The following is a 20927-nucleotide window of genomic DNA, read 5'->3' as shown; positions in this document are numbered from 1 at the left end:
AATTATTCGATGTCAGGGTTTCCATATTTTTATACATAACCCATTGAGGGTTTTTCATTTTTTTGATATACTATAGAGCTTATGAGCCTTTTGGCAAACAGCATTTAGGGTATTGATACGGATAACAAAGGAGTTGATGGCGGTTGTCCGATAAAATCACCATTCGAGCCATGACAGAAATGCGCGAAAAGCAAACACTGGCACCTTATGCCCAACTGAGTGCTGATACCCGGGGTCGCGAAGAACCGGAACCCAATTGTGACATTCGCACCGTCTATCAGAGAGATCGAGATCGAATCATTCATTCTGAGTTTTTTCGCAGATTAAAGGGAAAGACCCAGGTGTTCATATTGAAGTCAGATTTTTACCGAACACGTTTGACCCATACCCTCGAACTCAGTCAAATCGCCCGCACCATTGCCCGGGCGCTGGGACTAAATGAGGACCTTATTGAAGCCATTGCCCTTGGCCACGACTTGGGCCACACCTGTTTTGGTCATAGTGGCGAAGAAGTACTGCAGCGACTGACAGGATTTTTTTCCCATAACGAACAGAGCCTGCGTATCGTTGACCAACTTGAACGGGAGGGGCGGGGGTTAAACCTCACGGTTGAAGTGCGTGACGGCATTCTGAATCACACCGGCGACGGCATTCCCATAACAATGGAAGGTAAGCTGGTGAAAATTGCCGACCGAATTACCTATCTCTGTCATGACATTCAGGACAGCTTGAGTGCAGGCATTCTTAAAGCAGAGGACATTCCTCCTGCCATCAGGAACACCCTGGGAGACAGTCACAGCCAACGAGTGAACAGTTTTGTGCAAGACATGGCCATGGAGACGGTCCGGCAACTGGCGCTTGGGAATGAACCCCGCATCTATCAAAGTTCGCATATGGAAGCTGTGATGCAGGAACTGCGCAGTTTTATGTTCGAAAAAGTGTATTACGGAGAACTGTGCATGCGGGAGAAAGAAAAAGCCACACATATCGTTGAATGCCTTTACCGTGAATACACCAAAAATATGACGCCCCGGGAATCAGCAGACATTATTGCAGGCATGACAGATGAAGCAGCTATTAAGGCATTTCAGGAGTTGATGATTCCGATTCCCAGTTAGAACTGATGTCATTTTATGTAAGGGTTGTTGATGTCCTGCAAATATATTGAGAACTTTTTTCGCCAACTGGCAGGACTTTTTGATTTCATGTCGAATAAGGTATCACGGAGTGGGATTACCTGCTTAAACTATTTGCAACTCGGAAATGGTGTGTGCATGTTGAGTAGACATATACCAGATGAAATTGTTCATGAGATCATAAGCCGAAACGACATTGTAGAAGTGATCAGTGAGTATGTGCCATTACAGCCGGGTGGAGCTAATCATCGCGCCTTGTGTCCCTTCCATAATGAAAAAACACCGTCTTTCATGGTGAGTCGTGAAAAGCAGATGTTCAAATGCTTTGGGTGTGGGAAAGGCGGTGACGTGGTAGGGTTCATAATGGAGAAAGAAAATCTTGACTTTGTTGAGGCGCTGAAAAAACTGGCCCAGCGAATTAACTTGCAGATTCCTGAAGCAGAGATGACACCCCAGGTCCGGCAGGAACTGCAGGAGCAACACCAGCTCATGGATCTGCATCGAGATGCCGCTTCCTTTTATTTCAATTGCCTTAAAAAAAGGGGCAATGCCGGTGCCAGATATCTGGCCGGGAGGGAATGGAGCATCGAGACCATTAAACGTTTTGGCTTGGGTTATGCCCCTGACCAATGGGATGCTTTGTGCCGCTACATGTCCACCAAAGGATATTCTAACGAGTTGCTGGAAAAAGCCGGGTTAGCCATATTAAGCGAGAAAGTGGCAGGCAATAAGCGGCATTATGACCGTTTCCGAAATCGCGTGATGTTTCCGATTTTTGACATTCGCGGCAATGTCGTAGCTTTTGGAGGGCGAATTCTGACTCCGGAAGGAACACCCAAATATCTAAATTCGCCTGAAACCCTCCTCTTTAATAAACGTCATTTACTGTATGGTCTCAATATCGCACGAACACACCTGAGACAACATACACTGATTCTGGTGGAGGGCTATACGGATGTGATCACCCTTCATGAAAACGGATTCCAAAACGCAGTTGCCACTCTGGGAACTTCCCTGACACCGGAACATGCTGGACTGGCTGAAAAAACTGCCAAACGGGTGATCTTATGCTTTGATGGAGACCAGGCGGGTGAACAGGCTGCCCAGCGTAGTATTCGTATTTTCCGTAATACTGAGGTTGAAGTCAAAATTCTCACGCTGCCCCATAAAACCGACCCGGATCAATACGTGAAAGAAAAAGGCGCTGAGGCTTTTGAGCAGCTGTTGCAGAAGGCCCCCACTGCTGTCGAGTACCAAATTTCTCTCATTCGACGCAGGCACTCGTTGGCTACAGTGGAAGGGAAAGTGCATTTTGCCCGGGAAGCATCAGACGTTCTGAAACAGATAAAAAGCATGGTTGAACGGGAAGCCTATGCTGCCCGGGTAGCTGAAGAAATAGGTGTTTCCAAAGCTTCTTTCATGGAGGAACTCCAGCAGGGTAAACGGAGCTTTGAGCTTCGGAATTATGGAAAAAATAAAGATGCGTATGTTGCTCGTCGGCTTTCCATTGAGGCTATGACACCTGTTGAACGTGATGCTGTGATTAAAATGGAATGCCTGTTTCTTAAATGGGCCCTCCGGCATCCTGAACACTTGCTTCAATTGGGTGAAAAAATTGAAGCAAGCCTTTTTCAACACACTACCCATCAGGTATTATTTCGATTAATGATAGAAAATCACGAATTACTTCAAAAAAATACTGTAAAAAAAGATTTCTTTGAAGGATTTGAAGAAGAAATGGCGAATATTGATGCAGCTGAAGATTGTGACCTTTCATTGGAAGACATGATTCGGCGATTTACTCAATATATGAAGACTCAACAGCGCCAGCAACAGCTGAAGCAGTTGGAGGAGAAACAACGGAAGCTGTTGGATAATCAGGAATTGAACCCGAAAGAGAAGGAAGATGAAATGTTAAAACTGGGAATGGAAATCAGACGCATCAACATAGAACTGCAAGAGCTGTACATGCAGAAGGGAGGGAAATAGTATGGATAGTCAAACCATCGATTTGACCAAAGAAATGTTAAAAAAACTCATCGAAAAGGGACAAAAGGACGGATCACTCACTTACGAGGAGATCATGAATGCCCTTGAGAAGGCTGAGTTGGATAAAGATCAAATTGACGATCTGTATGATCAATTTACAACCTTAGGCATCGATATCATTGGTGAAGAAAAAGAAGATGACCTTGAGTTGGATGATCCGGATCTTGAAGAAGATCTTAAAATTGATGAACCGGTTGAGGATGATTTATCTCTGATGAAAGGGGTAAACATTGACGATCCGGTACGCATGTATTTAAAAGAAATTGGAAAAGTGCCCTTGCTGACAAGTGCAGAAGAAATAGATCTGGCCCAGCGTATGGAACAGGGTGACGAGCAGGCTAAGAAACAACTTGTTGAGGCTAATCTGCGACTGGTGGTTAGTATTGCCAAGCGTTATGTTGGGCGAGGCATGCTGTTTCTCGACCTGATTCAGGAAGGGAATTTGGGTCTGATTAAAGCTGTTGAAAAGTTTGATTATCGTAAAGGTTACAAATTCAGCACCTACGCAACCTGGTGGATACGACAGGCTATTACCCGTGCCATTGCCGACCAGGCCCGTACCATTCGCATACCGGTACACATGGTGGAGACCATCAATAAACTAATTCGTGTTTCACGCCAATTGCTTCAGGACCTGGGCCGGGAACCGAAGCCCGAAGAAATTGCCCGTGAAATGGATATCACAGAAGAAAAAGTGCGGGAAATTCTTAAAATCGCCCAAGAACCGGTCTCGCTGGAAACACCTATTGGAGAAGAAGAAGACAGTCATCTGGGAGATTTCATCCCGGATGAAGATGTATTGGCTCCGGCAGAATCAGCGGCATTTTCCCTCTTGAAGGAACAACTGGTGGAAGTACTGCACACTTTGACGGTGCGGGAGCAGAAGGTACTGCGCCTGCGTTTTGGACTTGACGATGGCCGGGCCCGTACACTGGAAGAAGTGGGTAAAAAGTTTCAGGTTACCCGGGAACGTATTCGACAGATTGAAGCAAAAGCGTTACGCAAGTTACGTCATCCCAGCCGCAGTAAAAAGCTGAAAGATTATCTGGAATAAGCCGAATGAAAAACCTGGGATTCGCATTTGCGGGTCCTTTGTTTTGAAGGAGCCGATGACTATGTCCATAACCCTATCCCCCAGACTGGCAGCTGCAGCTAACCGGGCAGATCCGACAGCTGTAGTGGCTGATATTGGAACTGATCACGGCTATATCCCCATTTACCTGGTGAAAGAGAAGGGTGTTCGTCATGTGATTGCCACAGATGCAAACGAAGATCCTCTAAACAAAGCAAGGCGGATAGTACAGCGCTTTAAACTGGAAGCCCACATTACGCTGCGACTGGGAAATGGGCTGGAAGTATTGGAACCTGGAGAAGCCACCACTCTGATTCTGGCAGGTATGGGCGGTACGCTGATAACAGAACTATTGGAAGCATCGCCGATGGTGGCACACCAGGCTCAGCAACTGATCTTGCAGCCTGTGCAGGCAGTGCCTGTCTTGCGTCGTTACCTGGCCGCTCATGGGTACCGAATCCATGAAGAAGTGTTGATTCAGGAGAAACATCGTTTTTATGAAATAATGGTAGCCAAGTATGAGAATCTGCCGGTCCATGAACCTGAACCAGTGTGGCTGGAAACAGGCAGTTTTTTGAAGCAACAGCCTGCAACGGTGGCCAGGGCATTTGTTAGCAGAAAAATCAGGCTTTTTACCCAAAAGTATCAAGGGCTGTCGCAGGCTGATCCCCCCGATCCCCGGCAGCTTTCTGAAACCCGTGCCCTCATCGAAGCACTGAAGGAGGAATTGAGATGGCTCAAACAATAAGAGATATCGTGAAAGCGATGAATCTTCTGGCGCCACCGGCATTGGCGATGGAGTGGGATGCCGTTGGTTTGCAGGTGGGATCCATGAACGACACAGTCAAAACAGTGTTTGTGGCATTGGATTTGACGGAAAAAAGCCTTGAGGAAGCCCTGATTCATGACCCTCAGTTGATTATTACACATCACCCCTTTATTTTTTCGCCGTTGAAACATTTGCGTACCGATCAAACCATGGGTAAAATGATTCAAACGTTGATGCATCGGGGCGTGTCAGTTTTTGCAGCTCATACCAATATGGATATTGCCCAGGGCGGCCTCAACGACTGGGTGGCGCAGCAGTTGGAACTGCAACAGATAAGACTATTGGAGAAAACAAACATAGAACCCCTGCTGAAGCTGGTGGTATTTGTACCTGAGGCCAGCGTTGATCAGGTAGCCAACGCTCTGGCCGCAGCTGGAGCGGGCCACATCGGCAATTACAGCCATTGCAGTTTTAGAGGGAAGGGTACAGGCACATTTAAACCTTTGGAAGGTTCTAATCCAACGATTGGCGAACAAAATCATCTGGAACAGGTGGCAGAAATACGGCTTGAAACCGTTTTGCCCGCCGGACGCCAAAAGGCGATTGTTCGAGCTATGAAAGAAGCTCATCCTTACGAAGAAGTGGCATATGATCTCCTGCAGCTTGAAAACCCTGGCATTCAGAATGGGTTGGGCAGACTTGGACATTTGAAAGAACCCATGAGCCCGCCCACACTGACGACGAAGCTGAAAGAAATATTTCAATTAACGCATTTGCGATGGGTTAAGGGAAGCACAGACCAGATTTGCCGCGTAGCCATTGTGACGGGAAGTGGTGCCAGCGTCATTAAAGAGGCTGCAGCCACTGGCTGCGATGCTCTCGTAACAGGTGATATCAAATATCATGATGCACAGTTGGCGGAATCACTGGGGCTCCATCTTTTTGATGTTGGTCACTTCGAGTCAGAACAGTGTTTTGTACCACTGGTCACTAATTATCTATTTCAAACGGCCGATACCTCCGGCTGGTCTCTCGAAATAATTCCGGCACGCAACCAGAGCAGTCCCCTTCAAACTGTGTAAACCTCAACACAATAGGATGGAGGAAGGCCTGTCTTTGACAGAACCCTGTCCCAGTGTTACAATAAAACTGACAAATAGTGATGAGCGAGTAAGCCAGACAGCCGCGGCATCGTGATCCGATGACGAGGAAAGTCCGAGCTCCCCAGGGCAAAGGTGCTGGGTAATTCCCAGTGGAGGCGACTCCAAGGATAGTGCAACAGAGAGATACCGCCGGTGATTCTGAAAACCGAGGTTTTTGGAATTCCGGTAAGGGTGGAAAGGTGAGGTAAGAGCTCACCAGCAGCCTGGCGACTGGCTGGCTATGTAAACCCCACCTGGAGCAAGACCAAGCAGGGGCTAAAAGCGGCTGCCCGCCGCGCTCCGTGGTAGGTTGCTTGAGCCGTCTGGTAACAGACGGTCTAGATAGATGGCTGTCAAATACAGAACTCGGCTTATAGACTTACTCGCTGTCCATTTGACAATACCAATGATTGCTTCTGAAAAATGCTGATTTTCCCATAGGGGAGAATCAGCATTTTCTTTTGGCGTGCTGACAGCGTTGAACGATTAGAAAAACATCAGATGATGAAGCAATGGTTTTTGCGTAGAATAAGGATAAATGTCCCGAAAATATTGATTTATGTCCCTTGTCATGAGATAATGGTATTAGGAAGACAATTCCAATCATTCACATATTTCCAGGCGGACTCGTTATAGAATCTGATCTGACTTTTTGATATCCGAGCACCTGAAAAGGGGGCGGAATCATGGATGCACTGATGAGAAATCAAAGCCATAAGAAAAAGGGATGTTTCAATAGAAGGCTGTTTGCTCTGATGGTTCTCTTGGTGAGTTTATGTATGTTGTTTTTACCGGTTGAGTTTCATGCGGATCGGCCTCCGGCAGTTAGTGGCTATCAGTTGTATCGAGTGGTAGGCAGTAGTATGGAGCCAACATTTGCCAGTGGCGCAATACTGATCGTGCAGTCTGTGGATCCTGTCGCTATCAAGCCAAATGCAATCATCACTTATCAATGCACCCGCAGTGCAGTTAAAGTAACGACGCATCGAGTCAAATCAGTGGAGAATCCTCCCGGGGGCGGCGTCCAGTTTGTGACAAGAGGCGATGGCAATCCTGTTATTGATCCAAATCCAGTTTGTGGGTGTGAGTTGATTGGTGTTGTGCGCTGGGTGGTGGCTGCACCCAAAGCCCCTCCGATACTGTCGCATCTTAATAACATGGCAGGGTTGGCGCTGGTAATGGCCGGCATGTACTTCATTCGAATCCTCCACCAAAATCACAGAAATCGCCTTGAAAACCATGTGATGCATTAGATAACAAGCCGTTTACTACGATCAATGCAACCAAAAAACAACCGAGTCCATTAGGAACGGTTGTTTTTTCTTAAAAGAAATATTGTCTATCTGGAATAAAATTCAACTATGAGTTGATCGTTTACTTCCACCGGAATTTCATCTCTTGAGGGGATGGTTGTCAGACGACCAGTGAACTGATCTGACTGCTTTTCCAGATAATTGAAAGGAGATGTAGGCATTGAACTGAAAAATTCGGTAAAATGATCTATTTTTTGAGCTTTTTCATTCAGGCTGATCACGTCTCCCGGCAAAACCCGATGAGAGGGAATCGTCACCTTGCGCTGATTCAGTAGAATATGCCCGTGATTCACCATCTGTCGAGCCTGACGAATTGACTGGGCCATTCCCAATCGGTACACTAAATTGTCAAGCCGGCATTCCAACTGCTGAACCAACACCTCGCCAGTCATTCCCTTGGACTTCATGGCAATATCCACATACCTGCGGAATTGTTTCTCCATCACATTATAATAGGCACGCAACTTTTGTTTTTCCAACAGTTGTATTCCGTAATTTGATAATTTTCGGGTACTTCTGTCGAATGCAGCACCAGCCCGATTCATCGCCTTGGGATGACCGCAAATGTTAACACCCAGCCGGCGGCTGGTTTTAAAACGGGGTTTCATCATTTTTGCCATTCCATGTTCCTCCTAAATAAACAACAAGCGTTCTGCCGCGGTAAGCCTGTTGGCAACCATATTATAACACAGCAAAACGAAAATGAGAACTGTTATCAATGATATTTTTCAGAAAAGCTTCAGGTGCATGGAAGAAGGGTTCTTTCGGTACGTTCATTTTTCAGTTATAATGCCAGTAGGGCTTCGAGCAATTTTAGGCTGGTGGAATAAGAGAATGGCCTTCAGCATATTTCAGAGTACAGCAGAAAAAGGAGTTTTTAACAGTGCATCTTACTATTTTAAGTGTCGGAAAAATCAAAGAAAAATATGCGAAACAGGGCGTTGATGAATATGCCAAAAGGCTCTCCAGATATTGTCAGCTGCAGTTCATTGAAGTTCCTGATGAAAAGGCGCCTGAAAATCTCAGTCCTGCTGAAGAAGAGCAGGTGAAACAGCGGGAGGGTGAACAGCTCTTAAAAAAGATCAGTGATCACCAACATGTGATTGCTCTGGCCATCGACGGAAAACAGCATTCGTCAGAGGAGCTGGCCCACCATCTACATCAATTGGGTCTTACAGGCAAGAGCAACGTGGTTTTTATCATAGGCGGTTCATTGGGATTGGCAGAGGCGGTTCTGAAACGTGCCAATGAAAAGATCAGCTTTTCACCCATGACATTCCCTCACCAACTAATGAAAGTGCTGCTGTTGGAGCAAATCTATCGGGCTTTTCGGATTAACCGGAATGAACCATACCATAAATAACGGTGGTTTTTCTTGACCTGACCATAACTTCATACTTTATCATGGGGATAAAGGAGTGGTGATGCAGATGAATATTAAGAGAAAATTGATCCGAACATATCGCCAAACGTTGGAAGGAACCAGGGAAGAAATATTTCCATTGCTGTGTCCTGTTCGTGAGAAAGAATGGCTGCAAGGCTGGGATTATGAGATGATGTATTCAGAAAGTGGGTTCGCAGAAAAAGGATGTGTATTTGAGACAAATAATGACTATGGCAGCTATCGATGGGTTGTTACTGAACATGATCAAGAGTGTCATCGTATACAATTTGTCAAAATGCAGGCAAAGGATATTTGTGTGATCATAGACATTCGTTTAACGGTGAAAAGCGAAAAATGGACCTTTTGTGACATTCAATATACTTTCGTACCATTAAATTGTGAGGCTGCAGAGCAGATCTACAGGGAGAATACAGAAGAAGTATTTAACGGGCACATGAAAAAGTGGGAAAAATCCCTGAATCACTATTTAAAACATGCTGAAATGCTATTGGAAGAATAACAGTAAAGAAGGATTGCCCATGTATAAAATTGGAGATTTGGCAAGAAAGTTTCACATATCAAGAAGTGCAATACTATACTATGATCAGCTGGGCTTATTGAAGCCAGCGGAAAGGGCACACAACAATTACCGGATATATGGACAGGCAGAAGTGGTAAAATTAGAGAGAATATTATTCTACAGAGAATCAGGGATTTCTTTAAGGGATGTTCAGAAGCTGTTGGAGGTCGAGAACAGTGGCAAAACAGGCATACTAATGGAGCGCCTCAATAAGATTCAAATGGAAATCAAAAATCTTAAAAATCAAGAGAAATTAGTGCTTGATGTGTTGAAAGAAGAAGTTGCCATGGGCAACAGTATTTTCTCCAGCAGCAAAGCATGGACAGAAATGCTTGTCAAACTGGGGTATGAAAAACAGGATTGGTTAAATTGGCACCGGGAATTTGAACGGGATAATCCTGAGGGACATGTTCACTTTCTTAAAAACCTGAATATGGAAGATGATGAAATTGAACACTTGCTTGCATTGATTAAGTAAAATAGAGGAGATTTGTTAGAGAATGGGAAAAGATTCTCGTGATGAAGCTTTGCGGCACAAATGGAAATCAAACGGTAATCATATTTAAAACTGGGTATGTAAGAAAAGTGCTCAAACAAACAATCATAAATGCTGGGGTGAGACATCTGAAAATTAATCAAAAGTCAAGAATTCATATGATCATCAGTGCCTGCTTATTGCTGGCAGTGCTGATTCTATGGGTGGTAAACATGACACGCATTAACATGACCGGCGAGATCGAGCAGCAATTACAATGGGTGGTTGCTCATTGGGAAACCTACCAAATGACGTTTATAGCAGCAATGGCCATTGCACCTGTTTTTTTGTATTTTATCTACATACTACAACGGGTGGTTTTGATTTCTGGCGGCATTCGCAAAGCAGCAGGGGTCACCCTTGCACTTTTCTATGTCATTTTTGTCACGTTTTCCTATATATCACAGCTGACCTTGCTGCCGCTGTACCTCAGCAGGAACATGTCGGCGATGGCAAGTACCTGGTTTTTTTACGAAAGCCATTCCATCGCCTACTTTACAAATCAAACAGGCTACGCTCTTTGGGGCGGTGCAATGCTTTTTCTTTTTGGGCATTTGGTGAAGTATCCGGGGCTTCGGCGCTGGCTGGGTGTTCTGATAACGATAGCGGCCCTTCTTTCTCTGGCGGCCTTTGCAGGGCTGTTACTTGACCTTGATGGACTTAATATGTTGACACTCGTCAGTGGTGCACTGGTAATTCCCATTGCAGTGTTATCAATTGTGCTGGCAGTCAAAGCAGAACCGCTGCACCGGGAGGAAGAATCTTTTGAAGAGAAACCGACACCCCAGACAATCGGAGAGGAGACAAAACAATGAGAGAAATTCGACTGCTGAAAGACAGTGATGCTGCCTCCATGGCCCGCCTGATGGTGAATGCTTATCCCGGATATGACCTGAATGAAAATGCCCGGGCGACTACCGAAGACTGGGTACGCAAATATGTGAAAAATGGCGCTGACGATGTGCTGGCAGGCCAGTTCACTGATGAAGGAACTCAAATAGGCGGTATTCGCATGCTCACACAACCGATAAACCTGCGCATGAAGCAATTGACTGCCATCGGTTTGGGAGCGTTGTGTGTTGATTTGCTTCACAAAAAAGAAAAAGTGGCGCTGAAGCTGCTCACCTGGGCTTTTGAAGAAGGCCGTCAAAAAGGTGCGGCCTTGGCAGTGCTTGATCCATTCAACATTGGCTTTTACAAAAAACTGGGTTGTGGTCTGGGTGCGGTTAATCATCAGTTTTGGCTGACGCCGTCCCAGTTTCCGGCGCAGGGAGATCGTACACAGGTAGTGGAGCTGTCGCAGAAGGATTTACCTGAAATCATGGACTATTACAGGCAGTTTTTTCAAGCTCACCATGGCGTTTTAAGGCAGGAAACCTATGAGGTGGAAGAAATGCTGAAAGGCTGCCAGATGGTGGTGGGCGTACGTCGACATGGCCGCCTGACAGGTATCATGGCCTTTCATTTCCAGCGAACTGGTCCTGACAATCTTTTTAAAACGAATCTGCTGGTGGAGGAGCTTCTTTTTGATGATGCAGATACATTACTGGCCCTTGCCGCAATGATTCATGCCCAGGCTGATCAGGTCAGTCATGTACGGCTGCGTTCACAGCAACGGAACTTCGAAGCCTTTTTCGATAATCCGGATACCGGCAATGATGACACCTTTCACACAAGAAAAAATGAAATGTACCGCACAGGTAACGGTATGATGTATCGCGTGCTGGATATTCCAAAGGTGTTGGAAACCTTGCAACCGAATGAAGCAATGGAGCAGAGGCTGGTACTGAAGCTACAGGTGGCAGATGACTTAATACCGGCAAACCATGGGGACTGGTATTTATGGTCAGAAGACGGCATCATCAACATTTCCCGTGACCAGCGGGCTGCAACGGTGACATTAAGTCTTTCAGCAGGTGATTTGGCTTCACTGGTGATGGGGAGTGTCGGTCTCGCCTCATTGGTTGCCTTTGGCAAAGCAACACTGAATGAGCCGCAGTTTCTGAAGCCGTTGCACCATTTCTTTGATTATCCGGAAGCTCCCATTTGTTTAAGTCGTTTTTAACCGCTGAATCTGCAATCACAAGGAGGCACAAGGAATGAAACTGATTTCGTGGAATGTGAATGGCATTCGCGCCTGCATGAAAAAAGGATTTATGGATTTTTTTATGGAGGCAGATGCCGATATTTTTTGCCTGCAAGAGACCAAACTGCAGGAAGGTCAGATTGAGCTGGATTTACCCGGATACCATCAGTACTGGCATTACGCTGTGAAGAAAGGGTATTCAGGAACCGCAGTCTTCTCGAAGGAAGAACCGCTTCGGGTTACTTTTGGAACCGGAACCGGACTGGAAGATTTTGAAAGCGAAGGCAGAGTTATTACCCTTGAGTACGATGCCTTTTATCTGGTGAATGTATACACTCCCAATTCAAAACGAGACTTGGCCCGGCTTGATTACCGCATGGAATGGGAAGATCGGTTCCGGGATTTTCTTTCCCGCCTGGATACCCATAAGCCGGTAGTGCTATGTGGCGATTTAAACGTGGCTCATCAGGAAATTGACTTGAAAAATCCGCAGAGTAATCGACGGAACGCAGGCTTTACTGATGAAGAACGGGATAAGATGACAGTCTTGCTGACGAACGGATTTGTGGATACCTTTCGTCATTTTTACCCTGATAAAGAAGAAGCCTATTCATGGTGGTCTTATATGGGGAGAGCCAGAGAGCGAAATGTTGGTTGGAGAATCGATTATTTTGTCACCTCACAGCGTGTCACCCCACTGTTGGAAGATGCGGCAATTCATGCACAGGTACTGGGAAGTGACCATTGCCCGGTGGAATTGACAGCCCGGCTAAGAGAATTGTAGAGAAGAAAGTTGAAAGGGGGAGTGAACAATGGAGTGTCTGCGATGCACCCGGCAGCCATTATCAGTTTTCAGGCCTTCAAAAGTACTTTTTGCAGTGGCTACAGCGCATCATGCTCCCTTTGTTGAATCGGTTTTTTCGGAGTGGAACTCAGCTACGAAAAGCATCAAGCATATTATGAGGTGAGTTGCCTGATTATGAAGCTTTTATCAGATCATTGGCACAGCTCCCCTTCAATTCACTGGAACAGAGAGATATGAAATTATTGCCGCTGAAACATGAAGAAACATTGACCTTTGATAAACTGGATCTTTACCGGAGTTTGAAGGAATGGATGGCGCTTTGGCAGAGGGAGTGGAACTGTTGGATGAGGTGAATTATCTGGTGAAAAGTGGTGTCGATCTGTTACAGGGTTACTATTTTGCAAAACCTGCCCCGGTACCGCCCGAGGTAAACCGGTGAATGCTGAAAAGACAACGAACCAAATGCGACGGGTATTTTTTGCCATTCAATTAAACGAGTATACGGTGAAGTGCCTGGCAGAAGTGCAGAGTTACATCCGGCCATTAGTGAAAAAGGGCCGTTTCACTGATCCGGTCAATTTTCATCTAACCTTGCAGTTTGTTGGTGAAATTCCTGATGAAAAAATCTCACAACTCATGATTCATCAACCAAATGGGCCGGTTTTATCACGACCTCTGACACTAAAGGTTGAAGGGCTGGGATCTTTTGAAAAGCGTCGTCGCCACATTTTGTGGGCAGGGCTGGAATCCAATGAAACATTGAGCGAGTTGACCGGGTGGCTTCGGAACCACCTGGCGGAAAAAGGATTTGCAAACCATACACCCTTTCACCCCCATATTACCCTGGCCCGGGAATGTGTCTTCATAGACGCCGCTGCCCGAAGCGCCTTTGATCGTATGAAAGTAGCGTTGCCTGCTGTTTCTGCAGAGAAATATGTGCTTATGGAAAGCAGGCGGATCGAAGGGCGCCTTCGATATCTTCCATTAATGGTCTTTCCACTCAGCCAATTGCCGAATCATCACAGTTAGTTTTAAATTTGCTGATTGTTCTGAAACCATTTCGGTATATATACCATAAAGGGGGGATCGGAATGATGCAGGAAATAACGTTGAAGCCGGGTATGGAACACATGATCCAAAAGAAAGTTGCTTATGAAGACACGACGGTGAGTTTTGGGCGTGCCGGCATTGAAACCCTTTTCTCAACACCGGCGCTGGTGACGATGATGATTGAAGCTTGTGTTGATTTGGTGGGTGACAATGTGCCTGACGGCACAGTAACGGTTGCCCGGGGACTTCAGGTTACACATGAAAAGCCCACATTACAGGGGATGACAGTGACGGTGAAGGCAATGGTGGACAGGCTCGAAGGAAATGTGATTTATTTTGATCTGGTGTGCATGGATGAGGTGGGCCAAATTGCCAAGGGTCGGATGGAAAGGCATATTGTCAACAAAGATGCACTGATAAAACGGGCCCACAACCGGGCAGAAGTACTGGAAGACATCAATCGTTAAATAAACAAGCAAAAACCTCCCGGCTGATACTGAATATCCGGGAGGTTTTTTTGCGAGTCATGTATGGATAATTGGACAAGGAATCAAGAGATCATCTTACTGACCAGCGATGATCCGTACCATTTCTTCAGGAGATGAACCGGCTGGAATTTGAAAAGTGCCGGATTTGAGTTTCAGGGAGAGTTCCAGCGTTTCAGCCGCCTGCACAAAGGAAGTTGTGTCGGGAAGCAACTGATTGTCCACCAAAATCTGAGCGATTCCAATTCCTGGGGTGCCGTTGGGGATCGTTATTTCGACGGTTTCCCCGGCGGCAGGAGGGGCTGAAGGAGTTTGCGAAGGTGTGGTGGGGGTTTCATCAGCAGGTGCCGCATCGGCGCCCTCATCAGAAGCGTCGTCTTCATGACGCATTTCTTCCGGAGGCAGCTCGTTATCTTCCAGTTCATCAGATGGCAGTTCAACAATCAGTGGTGAGTCTGAACCGGTGCCGGGTTCGGCAGTTGAACCACCAGATGCCGGCTGGGCCATGACCACGGGATTATCATCAAAAATGGTATTCAGATTCACATAGACAACCGAAACCATGGCAACAATAATGAGGGTTGCCAGAAAAACATCAGAGTAATCATGGAGAAAATCTTTCACTCGATCCATGGAACGTGCCACCTTTCAACTTGACTCATCAATGGTTCCACTTTAGGATAGCACAGTTTTTACTGTAAGACAACTCAATGGGTGGTTGTGCATTGCTTTACATGAAAGGCAGTGGTACAATAGTGGTAGTTTTTATGGCTGTTAAAGAGCGACAGGAGGCAATGACCGCATGAAACAGGAAATAATAGAATGGGTGAAAACCATTCTGATCTCACTGGTGATCGCACTGATCATCACCACTTTTGTAAAACCCACCATCGTAAAAAATCATTCCATGAGCCATACACTGGAAGAAAATGATTTTTTGATGATCAATCGGCTGTTGTATCGCCGCAGTGAACCAAATGACGGCGACATCATCGTTTTTAGATCCCCTCTGACAACCGCAACAGGACAGGAAAAATTGTTGATTAAACGAATTATTGCGCTCCCGGGAGATGAAATTGTCATCAGCGAAGGCCAAGTATACATCAATGGCAACTCACTGGAAGAACCATATCTGGAAGACGGCTACACACTTGGTGACATTTCCATGGTGGTACCGGAAGGCAAGCTCTTTGTGATGGGAGATAATCGAAACAACAGCCTGGACAGCCGCGATCAAATGCTGGGATTGGTGGATGAAGAAGATATCATTGGAAAGGCTTTTTTGCGCCTGTACCCCTTTAACCGATTTGGCTTGTTGCAGTAATCTTCTGATGGAACAGGAGTGAAAAGAATGCCAACAACCGTGATGGTGGTCAATGATTCTGCCTTTGAGAAAATGGTTATGGGAAACACCTTGGAAGAAATGGGTTATCATGCGGTTCTCACTGATGAATTTCAGGTGGAAAAAGTGATTGTGCAAGAAAAACCGGCTGTAGTGCTGGTGAACCTGGTAATGGAGAATACGACTGGTGAACAGCTGATCCTCAGGCTGCGGCAGCTTTGGCCCCAAGGGGCTTATGTGCTGACATCCTGCAGTCGGGATAAACTGGAAGCATTGAAAGATCATGAGGCATTAAGCGGTATTATGGCAACTCCGGTGACGCGCGATCGACTGCGCCGCGTGATGGATGAAGTCATCAAAGCCATTTAATGCTGGTCGTGGGAGGCTGAAGGAATGACAGCTAAAAAGAAGCAGGAAACCATAAATATTACTATTGAAGGACATGGCGTATTTGAGTATCCCCATGGTGTCACCCTTGAGACGGTCAGCAAGGATTTTCAGAATGGATCGCCTTACCTGATTATTGCAGGCATTGTTGGCAACGAACTGAAAGAACTGCGACATACACTTGATGAAGACTGCGAAATCAAGTGGGTTGATTGTTGCTCATCCATTGGATCCCGCATCTACAAACGGAGTTTGTCCTTTGTTTTGGTTCGGGCCTGTATGGAGTTGTTTTCCGGATGCCAGGTGTCGGTGGAGCATTCCATCAGCAAAGGTCTTTATTGCGAAGTGGCATACAAGAAAGCACTTGGTCCTGACGAAGTGGACCGTATTCACCAACGCATGAGAGAAATCATCGAAGAAGATGTTCCTTTCCATAAAAATCGCATTCCTGTTGAAGAAGCCATTGATATTTTTCAGGACTATCATCAGAGCAGCAAAGTGCGGCTTTTGAAATATCGAGAAAAGCCCTACATTAAGATTTATCAGTGCGGCTGGTTAAAAAACTATTTTTACGGATACATGGTGCCTTCTTCAGGCTATCTGAAACAGTTTGATCTAACCTGGTATCCACCAGGAATTGTGCTTCGGTACCCAAGGCTGGAAGAGAAGGGTGCCATTCCGGAATTTGTTGAGAATCCCAAGCTATTCAAGGTGTTCAGGGAGTCGGAAAAATGGGCTGAAATTCTGGAAATTGATTATGTGGCTGCGCTAAATGATTTAATCGTGAGTCGCAAAGAGGCAGAGTACCTGCGAATTTCAGAAGCGTTACATGAAAAGAAAATTGCAGAAATAGCTGATGCGGTCACTCAAGATCTGGAGCACCGCAGACTGATTCTAATTGCTGGTCCTTCGTCATCAGGAAAAACCACTTTTACCGGTCGGCTGGGAATTCAACTGAGAGTGAATGGCTTGAAACCAGTCATGATTTCTCTTGACGATTATTTTGTCGACAGGGAGAAAACACCGCTTGATTCCAATGGCGAATATGACTTTGAATCACTGCACGCCATTGATTTAGAACTCTTTAATGACCACCTTCAGCGACTTCTGGCAGGAGAAGAGGTGGAACTACCCACCTTCAACTTCAAAACAGGGTTGCGGGAGTTTAATGGTCACCGTGTCAGGGTGGACACCAGCCAGCCATTGGTACTGGAAGGGATCCACGCGCTGAATGAAGCGCTCACCCGCAGTATTCCCAGGGAGAAAAAGTACAAAGTTTATGTCAGCTGTCTGACACAGCTTAACATTGATGAACATAACCGCATACCCACCACCGATACCCGATTGATTCGCCGCATGGTCAGAGACCATCATTTTAGGGGTAACGACGCCATGCGCACGTTGTCCATGTGGGCATCAGTTCGCAGGGGGGAAGAGGAAAACATCTTTCCTTTTCAGGAAGACGCAGATATCATGTTCAATTCTGCCCTCTTCTATGAACTGAGTGTTCTGAAGAAATACGCCGAGCCATTGCTGCGACAAATTGACAACCAGAATCCCTACTATCCGGAAGCAAAACGACTTCTCAAGTTTTTGGGTTATTTTGTAGCACTTGAAAATGAGGAGCATATTCCCAAAACCTCCATTTTGCGTGAATTCATTGGTAACAGTTCTTTTGAGTAGAACAGGAAGTAATGACAGCATCCATGAAACGCACTGCAGTGTGGCTGGAGTCACACTGCTTTTTCACGAGAATCAGTTTATCTCCCTGATCAACGAACACAGAGCAAGAAAGGCGGTTCACGGTGGAAAGAGCATGTCAGAACGGAGTACAACTGATGAAAGTGTATGTCATACTGTTGCTGGGAGTGGTGGGTATTTCATTCTCAGCCGTATTGACCCGCTTTTCTCAGGCACCTGCCAGTATTATTGCCTTTTACCGACTCGCGTTTGCTTTTTTGCTGACGCTTCCTTATGCCCTGGTATTTCAGCGTGACCATTTTAAAAAGCTGCGGGGCTCACACTTGCTATACGGCTTAGTCAGTGGTGCATTTCTGGCTGCTCATTTTCTCACATGGATCAAATCGCTTGAACTGACAACGGTGGCCTCATCTACAGTGCTGGTTACCCTCCAACCAGTATATACCATGATCATTGGCTATTTTCTTTACAGGGAAAAACTGTCGGGTCTTAGTTTGACCGGGATGCTCATCGCTATAAGTGGCAGTGTCATCATGGGTGTGTCTGATTTTCATGTGAACAGGGCTCACTTGGCAGGTGATCTGCTGGCTTTATCCGGTGGTTTTTTTGCGTCAATCTATATTCTCATTGGAAGAAAGCTGCGGGCGACAATGCCGGCGGCTACCTACTGTACCCTGGTATATGGAGCCTGTTCATTGGTGCTGCTGATGTTTAATCTGGTTTTCACCGTTCCGCTGAGAGGTTATGGAACGACTAACCTCAGTTTGTTTCTGGCTCTTGCGATTATATGCACACTAGGCGGACATAGCATTTTCAACTGGAGTCTGAAACATCTTGAAGCTGTTAAAGTCTCAACAGCTTGTCTCGGAGAGCCTTTGGGAGCTACATTACTGGCATTTCTGCTGCTCCAGGAGGTCCCGGGTTCATTACAGCTCCTCAGTGGTGCCGTGATTCTGGCCGGCTTGGTACTTTTTCTGAGGGGGTCGCTGAAATGATAACCATGGAACAGCTGAGGTCATTGGCGGAGTCGTTGCACATTGATGGCATTGGTGCTTTAAAGGCACGCGTGTTTCATGAGTTGACACCCATTCTGGAGAAGCGCCTGCAGGAACATCGGGTCACAGCCTTTGAAGAATCTGATCTGGCTCTTCGCATTGATCCCTTTCAAATCATGGCTGAAGCTGAAACCATCGTGATCATTGCCACGTCCTACTATTTAAATACGAAGGAAGATCAAGGAGAAACGCTCCCTTTGTCAGGCAAATTAGCCCGGTTTGCCTGGGGACTGGATTATCATCAAATCTTGCATCAACAGTTAAGGATGATGGGAGAGGCATTGCAAAAGCTGGAATCAGGATTATTGTACCAGGCATTTGTGGATACAGGACCCCTGGTGGAACGGTACCTGGCAGTGCAGGCAAGTATGGGCGCGTATGGTCGTCATAATTGTCTGATTGTACCGGGTGTTGGTTCCTATGTTGTGCTGGGGGGCCTGCTGATCAACAAACCGGTGGCGGGCAGTCAACAGACGACACTTCCGCTGACCAGCTGTGAAGGTTGTGGCCGATGTCAGCGGGCTTGTCCATCTCAGGCACTGGAAAAACCAGGTCAAATTGATCCCCGCCGTTGTCTTTCCCACTTATTACAGCAAAAAGAAACCATTCCCCGGGAAATGCGGCATTTGATGGAAAACAGGCTGTATGGTTGCGATATCTGCCAGGAGGCATGTCCACATAACCGAAAGCCGGCATCAGCCAGTCATCCTGAGATGATTGCTTCTGTAACGCAGCGTTGTTTGGATCTGCCCCACTTACTCTCTCTTTCCAATCGCCAGTTCAATCGCCTTTATCGAACAACGGCATTCGGATGGCGCGGGCAAAAAGTGATGCAGCGCAACGCATTGATGGCCCTGGGAAATTCTCATGACCAAAGTGCCCTTCCGGTCATACAACCCTTTCTTCAGCATCCCCGGAAAGAATTGCAGGAGATGGCCAAGTGGGCATCGAATCATCTGCTAAATGATAATTAGAACGTTTATATAATATGACAACTGACCAAATGAGGTGAAACCGGTGCTGGTGGTGGGAATTTGCAGTTTTGATTTATTACTTCACGAAGGGGCTTCCCTGAAAGAAAAACGGATGATTGTTCAGAGCCTGATGAAACGCGTTTCCAGTCGATATAATGTTTCTGTGGCTGAAATCGATAAGCAGGATAAGTGGCAGATTGCCGGTATCGGATTCAGCTGTGTGGGCAATGACCGCCGGCATGTGGAACGTATGCTTCAGGAAATACTTCGATTTATTGAGGCTGATGGCAGAGGCGAAGTCATGAACATTGAACGGGAAATGATTACATAACTGTTAAGGAATGGGAGCGGAAACCATGAGTGCAGGAATGAAAATAAAAAAGGTAGCGCTGCTGAAGAAAAAAGCTGTTTTAGAGGTCCTTGAAATTCTGGAAGCCACTTATCCATCGGCAGAAAGTGAGCTGGATTTCACCAACCCTTTTGAATGTCTGGTGGCCACCATGCTGTCGGCCCAGTGCACCGACCAGCGCGTTAACCTCATTACCGCCACACTTTTCAAAGAAATCAAAGGGCCTGAAGATGTGGTACAATTAAGTGAAGAAGAGTTGCAGCAGAAAATCCGAAGCTGCAACTACTATAAAACCAAGAGCAAGCATCTGCTGGCTGCCTGCCAACAGCTGTTGGCTCAACACAATGGGTGCATTCCCAATAACCGGGAAGCGTTAATGGCATTGCCCGGAGTTGGGAGAAAAACAGCTAATGTGGTCCTCAGTAATGCTTTTGGTGTACCGGCCCTGGCTGTCGACACACATGTTTTCAGAGTGTCTAACCGATTGGGACTTGTACGTGCAGGGGATCCGCTTGAAACTGAGCAACAGCTGATGAAAACTGTTCCCAGTGATAAATGGTCAGCAGCACACCACTGGCTGATTCTCCACGGGCGTCGAGTCTGTCATGCCCGTAAACCCAATTGCATCAGCTGTTCACTCAACCACCTGTGTCCCACCTTTAGGGCATCTAAACAATAATGGGAATGAGCGGTATCAGCATCGGCGAAGGAGG

24 protein-coding genes and 1 other RNA gene are annotated in these 20927 nt (G+C 46.3%); 23 read left to right on the top strand and 2 right to left on the bottom strand.

The annotated features are described in order from the left end of the window. Positions 1-143: 143 nt before the first annotated feature. From QOL74_RS01085 to QOL74_RS01055, 7 genes are all read left to right on the top strand, one after another. Positions 144-1118 (top strand): deoxyguanosinetriphosphate triphosphohydrolase, encoded by a 975-nt coding sequence (locus tag QOL74_RS01085; RefSeq protein ID WP_283407578.1) that lies wholly within the window; start codon positions 144-146, stop codon positions 1116-1118. Between the two features lie 159 nt (positions 1119-1277). Then, on the top strand, positions 1278-3125 hold the full coding sequence (gene dnaG, locus QOL74_RS01080; protein ID WP_283407577.1) for a DNA primase: 1848 nt from the start codon (positions 1278-1280) through the stop codon (positions 3123-3125). A 1-nt stretch (position 3126) separates the two neighbouring features. Next, the gene (rpoD, locus tag QOL74_RS01075; protein WP_283407576.1) at positions 3127-4239 is read left to right on the top strand and encodes an RNA polymerase sigma factor RpoD; all 1113 of its coding nucleotides are present in this window, start codon (positions 3127-3129) and stop codon (positions 4237-4239) included. Between the two features lie 61 nt (positions 4240-4300). Then, positions 4301-5005, top strand: a complete 705-nt coding sequence (locus QOL74_RS01070; RefSeq protein WP_283407575.1) for a tRNA (adenine(22)-N(1))-methyltransferase — start codon at positions 4301-4303, stop codon at positions 5003-5005. Next, positions 4990-6108, top strand: coding sequence for a Nif3-like dinuclear metal center hexameric protein (locus tag QOL74_RS01065; protein ID WP_283407574.1), 1119 nt, complete (start codon positions 4990-4992; stop codon positions 6106-6108). The genes QOL74_RS01070 and QOL74_RS01065 overlap by 16 nt, the downstream gene beginning before the upstream one ends. An 85-nt stretch (positions 6109-6193) precedes the next feature. Next, positions 6194-6558: RNase P RNA component class A (rnpB, locus tag QOL74_RS01060), an RNA gene on the top strand. Between the two features lie 296 nt (positions 6559-6854). After that, entirely contained in the window at positions 6855-7421 is a 567-nt protein-coding gene (locus QOL74_RS01055) for a signal peptidase I (RefSeq protein ID WP_283407573.1), read from the top strand. Between the two features lie 86 nt (positions 7422-7507). Here the strand turns inward: QOL74_RS01055 and rpsD are convergent, their stop codons facing one another. After that, a complete protein-coding gene (rpsD, locus tag QOL74_RS01050) occupies positions 7508-8101 on the bottom strand; it encodes a 30S ribosomal protein S4 (protein WP_283407572.1) in 594 nt (197 codons plus the stop codon). A gap of 263 nt (positions 8102-8364) precedes the next feature. On the opposite strand from rpsD, the gene rlmH reads away from it, so the two are divergent. The 9 genes from rlmH to QOL74_RS01005 all read left to right on the top strand — a co-directional run bounded on the left by rlmH (position 8365) and on the right by QOL74_RS01005 (position 14388). Then, positions 8365-8844 (top strand): 23S rRNA (pseudouridine(1915)-N(3))-methyltransferase RlmH, encoded by a 480-nt coding sequence (gene rlmH / locus QOL74_RS01045; protein WP_283407571.1) that lies wholly within the window; start codon positions 8365-8367, stop codon positions 8842-8844. Positions 8845-8911: 67 nt separating this feature from the next. Next, complete coding sequence (locus QOL74_RS01040; protein WP_283407570.1) at positions 8912-9385, top strand: hypothetical protein; 474 nt, start codon at positions 8912-8914, stop codon at positions 9383-9385. 19 nt (positions 9386-9404) lie between these two features. Next, a complete protein-coding gene (locus tag QOL74_RS01035; protein WP_283407569.1) occupies positions 9405-9923 on the top strand; it encodes a MerR family transcriptional regulator in 519 nt (172 codons plus the stop codon). A 230-nt stretch (positions 9924-10153) separates the two neighbouring features. After that, the gene (locus QOL74_RS01030) at positions 10154-10795 is read left to right on the top strand and encodes a hypothetical protein (protein ID WP_283407568.1); all 642 of its coding nucleotides are present in this window, start codon (positions 10154-10156) and stop codon (positions 10793-10795) included. Continuing rightward, a complete protein-coding gene (locus tag QOL74_RS01025; protein ID WP_283407567.1) occupies positions 10792-12045 on the top strand; it encodes a GNAT family N-acetyltransferase in 1254 nt (417 codons plus the stop codon). The genes QOL74_RS01030 and QOL74_RS01025 overlap by 4 nt, the downstream gene beginning before the upstream one ends. Before the next feature lie 34 nt (positions 12046-12079). Beyond that, on the top strand, positions 12080-12850 hold the full coding sequence (locus tag QOL74_RS01020) for an exodeoxyribonuclease III (RefSeq protein ID WP_283407566.1): 771 nt from the start codon (positions 12080-12082) through the stop codon (positions 12848-12850). Positions 12851-13178: 328 nt separating this feature from the next. After that, positions 13179-13310 carry a hypothetical protein gene (locus QOL74_RS01015; protein WP_283407565.1) on the top strand — a complete coding sequence of 44 codons (132 nt, stop codon included), beginning with the start codon at positions 13179-13181 and terminating at the stop codon, positions 13308-13310. Next, positions 13307-13900, top strand: coding sequence for an RNA 2',3'-cyclic phosphodiesterase (gene thpR / locus QOL74_RS01010; protein ID WP_283407564.1), 594 nt, complete (start codon positions 13307-13309; stop codon positions 13898-13900). Before QOL74_RS01015 ends, thpR begins: the two co-directional genes overlap by 4 nt. Positions 13901-13962: 62 nt before the next feature. Further along, on the top strand, positions 13963-14388 hold the full coding sequence (locus QOL74_RS01005; RefSeq protein WP_283407563.1) for a thioesterase family protein: 426 nt from the start codon (positions 13963-13965) through the stop codon (positions 14386-14388). 96 nt (positions 14389-14484) lie between these two features. Here QOL74_RS01005 and QOL74_RS01000 read toward each other — a convergent pair whose 3' ends face one another. Further along, on the bottom strand, positions 14485-15039 hold the full coding sequence (locus QOL74_RS01000) for an MltG/YceG/YrrL family protein (protein WP_283407562.1): 555 nt from the start codon (positions 15037-15039) through the stop codon (positions 14485-14487). A 169-nt stretch (positions 15040-15208) separates the two neighbouring features. Here QOL74_RS01000 and lepB point away from each other — a divergent pair, with 169 nt between their 5' ends. The 7 genes from lepB (at position 15209) to nth (ending at position 20893) form a co-directional block, all read left to right on the top strand. Then, the gene (lepB, locus tag QOL74_RS00995) at positions 15209-15730 is read left to right on the top strand and encodes a signal peptidase I (RefSeq protein WP_283407561.1); all 522 of its coding nucleotides are present in this window, start codon (positions 15209-15211) and stop codon (positions 15728-15730) included. A 27-nt stretch (positions 15731-15757) separates the two neighbouring features. Further along, positions 15758-16117 (top strand): PleD family two-component system response regulator, encoded by a 360-nt coding sequence (locus tag QOL74_RS00990; protein ID WP_283407560.1) that lies wholly within the window; start codon positions 15758-15760, stop codon positions 16115-16117. A 24-nt stretch (positions 16118-16141) separates the two neighbouring features. Next, positions 16142-17818: a nucleoside kinase gene (locus QOL74_RS00985; protein ID WP_283407559.1), complete on the top strand. Its 1677-nt coding sequence runs from the start codon at positions 16142-16144 to the stop codon at positions 17816-17818. 155 nt (positions 17819-17973) lie between these two features. Further along, a complete protein-coding gene (locus QOL74_RS00980) occupies positions 17974-18831 on the top strand; it encodes a DMT family transporter (RefSeq protein ID WP_283407558.1) in 858 nt (285 codons plus the stop codon). Then, entirely contained in the window at positions 18828-19865 is a 1038-nt protein-coding gene (gene queG, locus QOL74_RS00975) for a tRNA epoxyqueuosine(34) reductase QueG (protein ID WP_283407557.1), read from the top strand. Before QOL74_RS00980 ends, queG begins: the two co-directional genes overlap by 4 nt. 43 nt (positions 19866-19908) lie before the next feature. Then, the gene (locus QOL74_RS00970; RefSeq protein ID WP_283407556.1) at positions 19909-20196 is read left to right on the top strand and encodes a DUF503 domain-containing protein; all 288 of its coding nucleotides are present in this window, start codon (positions 19909-19911) and stop codon (positions 20194-20196) included. Positions 20197-20257: 61 nt separating this feature from the next. Further along, positions 20258-20893 (top strand): endonuclease III, encoded by a 636-nt coding sequence (gene nth, locus QOL74_RS00965; protein ID WP_346771701.1) that lies wholly within the window; start codon positions 20258-20260, stop codon positions 20891-20893. Positions 20894-20927 lie beyond the last annotated feature (34 nt).

The sequence above is a fragment of the Anoxynatronum buryatiense genome (assembly GCF_900182905.1).
GTDB classification, from domain to species: Bacteria; Bacillota; Clostridia; order Peptostreptococcales; family Tindalliaceae; genus Anoxynatronum; species Anoxynatronum buryatiense.
This window is presented reverse-complemented; position numbering and strand designations above follow the sequence as displayed.

What these genes read in the sequence shown, in the direction of transcription:
- rpoD (WP_283407576.1), top strand. Translation starts at nt 3,127, where the DNA reads ATGGATAGTCAAACCATCGATTTGACCAAAGAAATGTTAAAAAAACTC.
- QOL74_RS01070 (WP_283407575.1), top strand. Translation starts at nt 4,301, where the DNA reads ATGTCCATAACCCTATCCCCCAGACTGGCAGCTGCAGCTAACCGGGCA.
- QOL74_RS01065 (WP_283407574.1), top strand. Translation starts at nt 4,990, where the DNA reads ATGGCTCAAACAATAAGAGATATCGTGAAAGCGATGAATCTTCTGGCG.
- QOL74_RS01055 (WP_283407573.1), top strand. Translation starts at nt 6,855, where the DNA reads ATGGATGCACTGATGAGAAATCAAAGCCATAAGAAAAAGGGATGTTTC.
- rpsD (WP_283407572.1), bottom strand. Translation starts at nt 8,101, where the DNA reads ATGGCAAAAATGATGAAACCCCGTTTTAAAACCAGCCGCCGGCTGGGT.
- QOL74_RS01040 (WP_283407570.1), top strand. Translation starts at nt 8,912, where the DNA reads ATGAATATTAAGAGAAAATTGATCCGAACATATCGCCAAACGTTGGAA.
- QOL74_RS01035 (WP_283407569.1), top strand. Translation starts at nt 9,405, where the DNA reads ATGTATAAAATTGGAGATTTGGCAAGAAAGTTTCACATATCAAGAAGT.
- QOL74_RS01030 (WP_283407568.1), top strand. Translation starts at nt 10,154, where the DNA reads ATGACACGCATTAACATGACCGGCGAGATCGAGCAGCAATTACAATGG.
- QOL74_RS01025 (WP_283407567.1), top strand. Translation starts at nt 10,792, where the DNA reads ATGAGAGAAATTCGACTGCTGAAAGACAGTGATGCTGCCTCCATGGCC.
- QOL74_RS01020 (WP_283407566.1), top strand. Translation starts at nt 12,080, where the DNA reads ATGAAACTGATTTCGTGGAATGTGAATGGCATTCGCGCCTGCATGAAA.
- QOL74_RS01015 (WP_283407565.1), top strand. Translation starts at nt 13,179, where the DNA reads ATGGATGGCGCTTTGGCAGAGGGAGTGGAACTGTTGGATGAGGTGAAT.
- QOL74_RS01005 (WP_283407563.1), top strand. Translation starts at nt 13,963, where the DNA reads ATGATGCAGGAAATAACGTTGAAGCCGGGTATGGAACACATGATCCAA.
- QOL74_RS01000 (WP_283407562.1), bottom strand. Translation starts at nt 15,039, where the DNA reads ATGGATCGAGTGAAAGATTTTCTCCATGATTACTCTGATGTTTTTCTG.
- lepB (WP_283407561.1), top strand. Translation starts at nt 15,209, where the DNA reads ATGAAACAGGAAATAATAGAATGGGTGAAAACCATTCTGATCTCACTG.
- QOL74_RS00990 (WP_283407560.1), top strand. Translation starts at nt 15,758, where the DNA reads ATGCCAACAACCGTGATGGTGGTCAATGATTCTGCCTTTGAGAAAATG.
- QOL74_RS00985 (WP_283407559.1), top strand. Translation starts at nt 16,142, where the DNA reads ATGACAGCTAAAAAGAAGCAGGAAACCATAAATATTACTATTGAAGGA.
- QOL74_RS00980 (WP_283407558.1), top strand. Translation starts at nt 17,974, where the DNA reads ATGAAAGTGTATGTCATACTGTTGCTGGGAGTGGTGGGTATTTCATTC.
- queG (WP_283407557.1), top strand. Translation starts at nt 18,828, where the DNA reads ATGATAACCATGGAACAGCTGAGGTCATTGGCGGAGTCGTTGCACATT.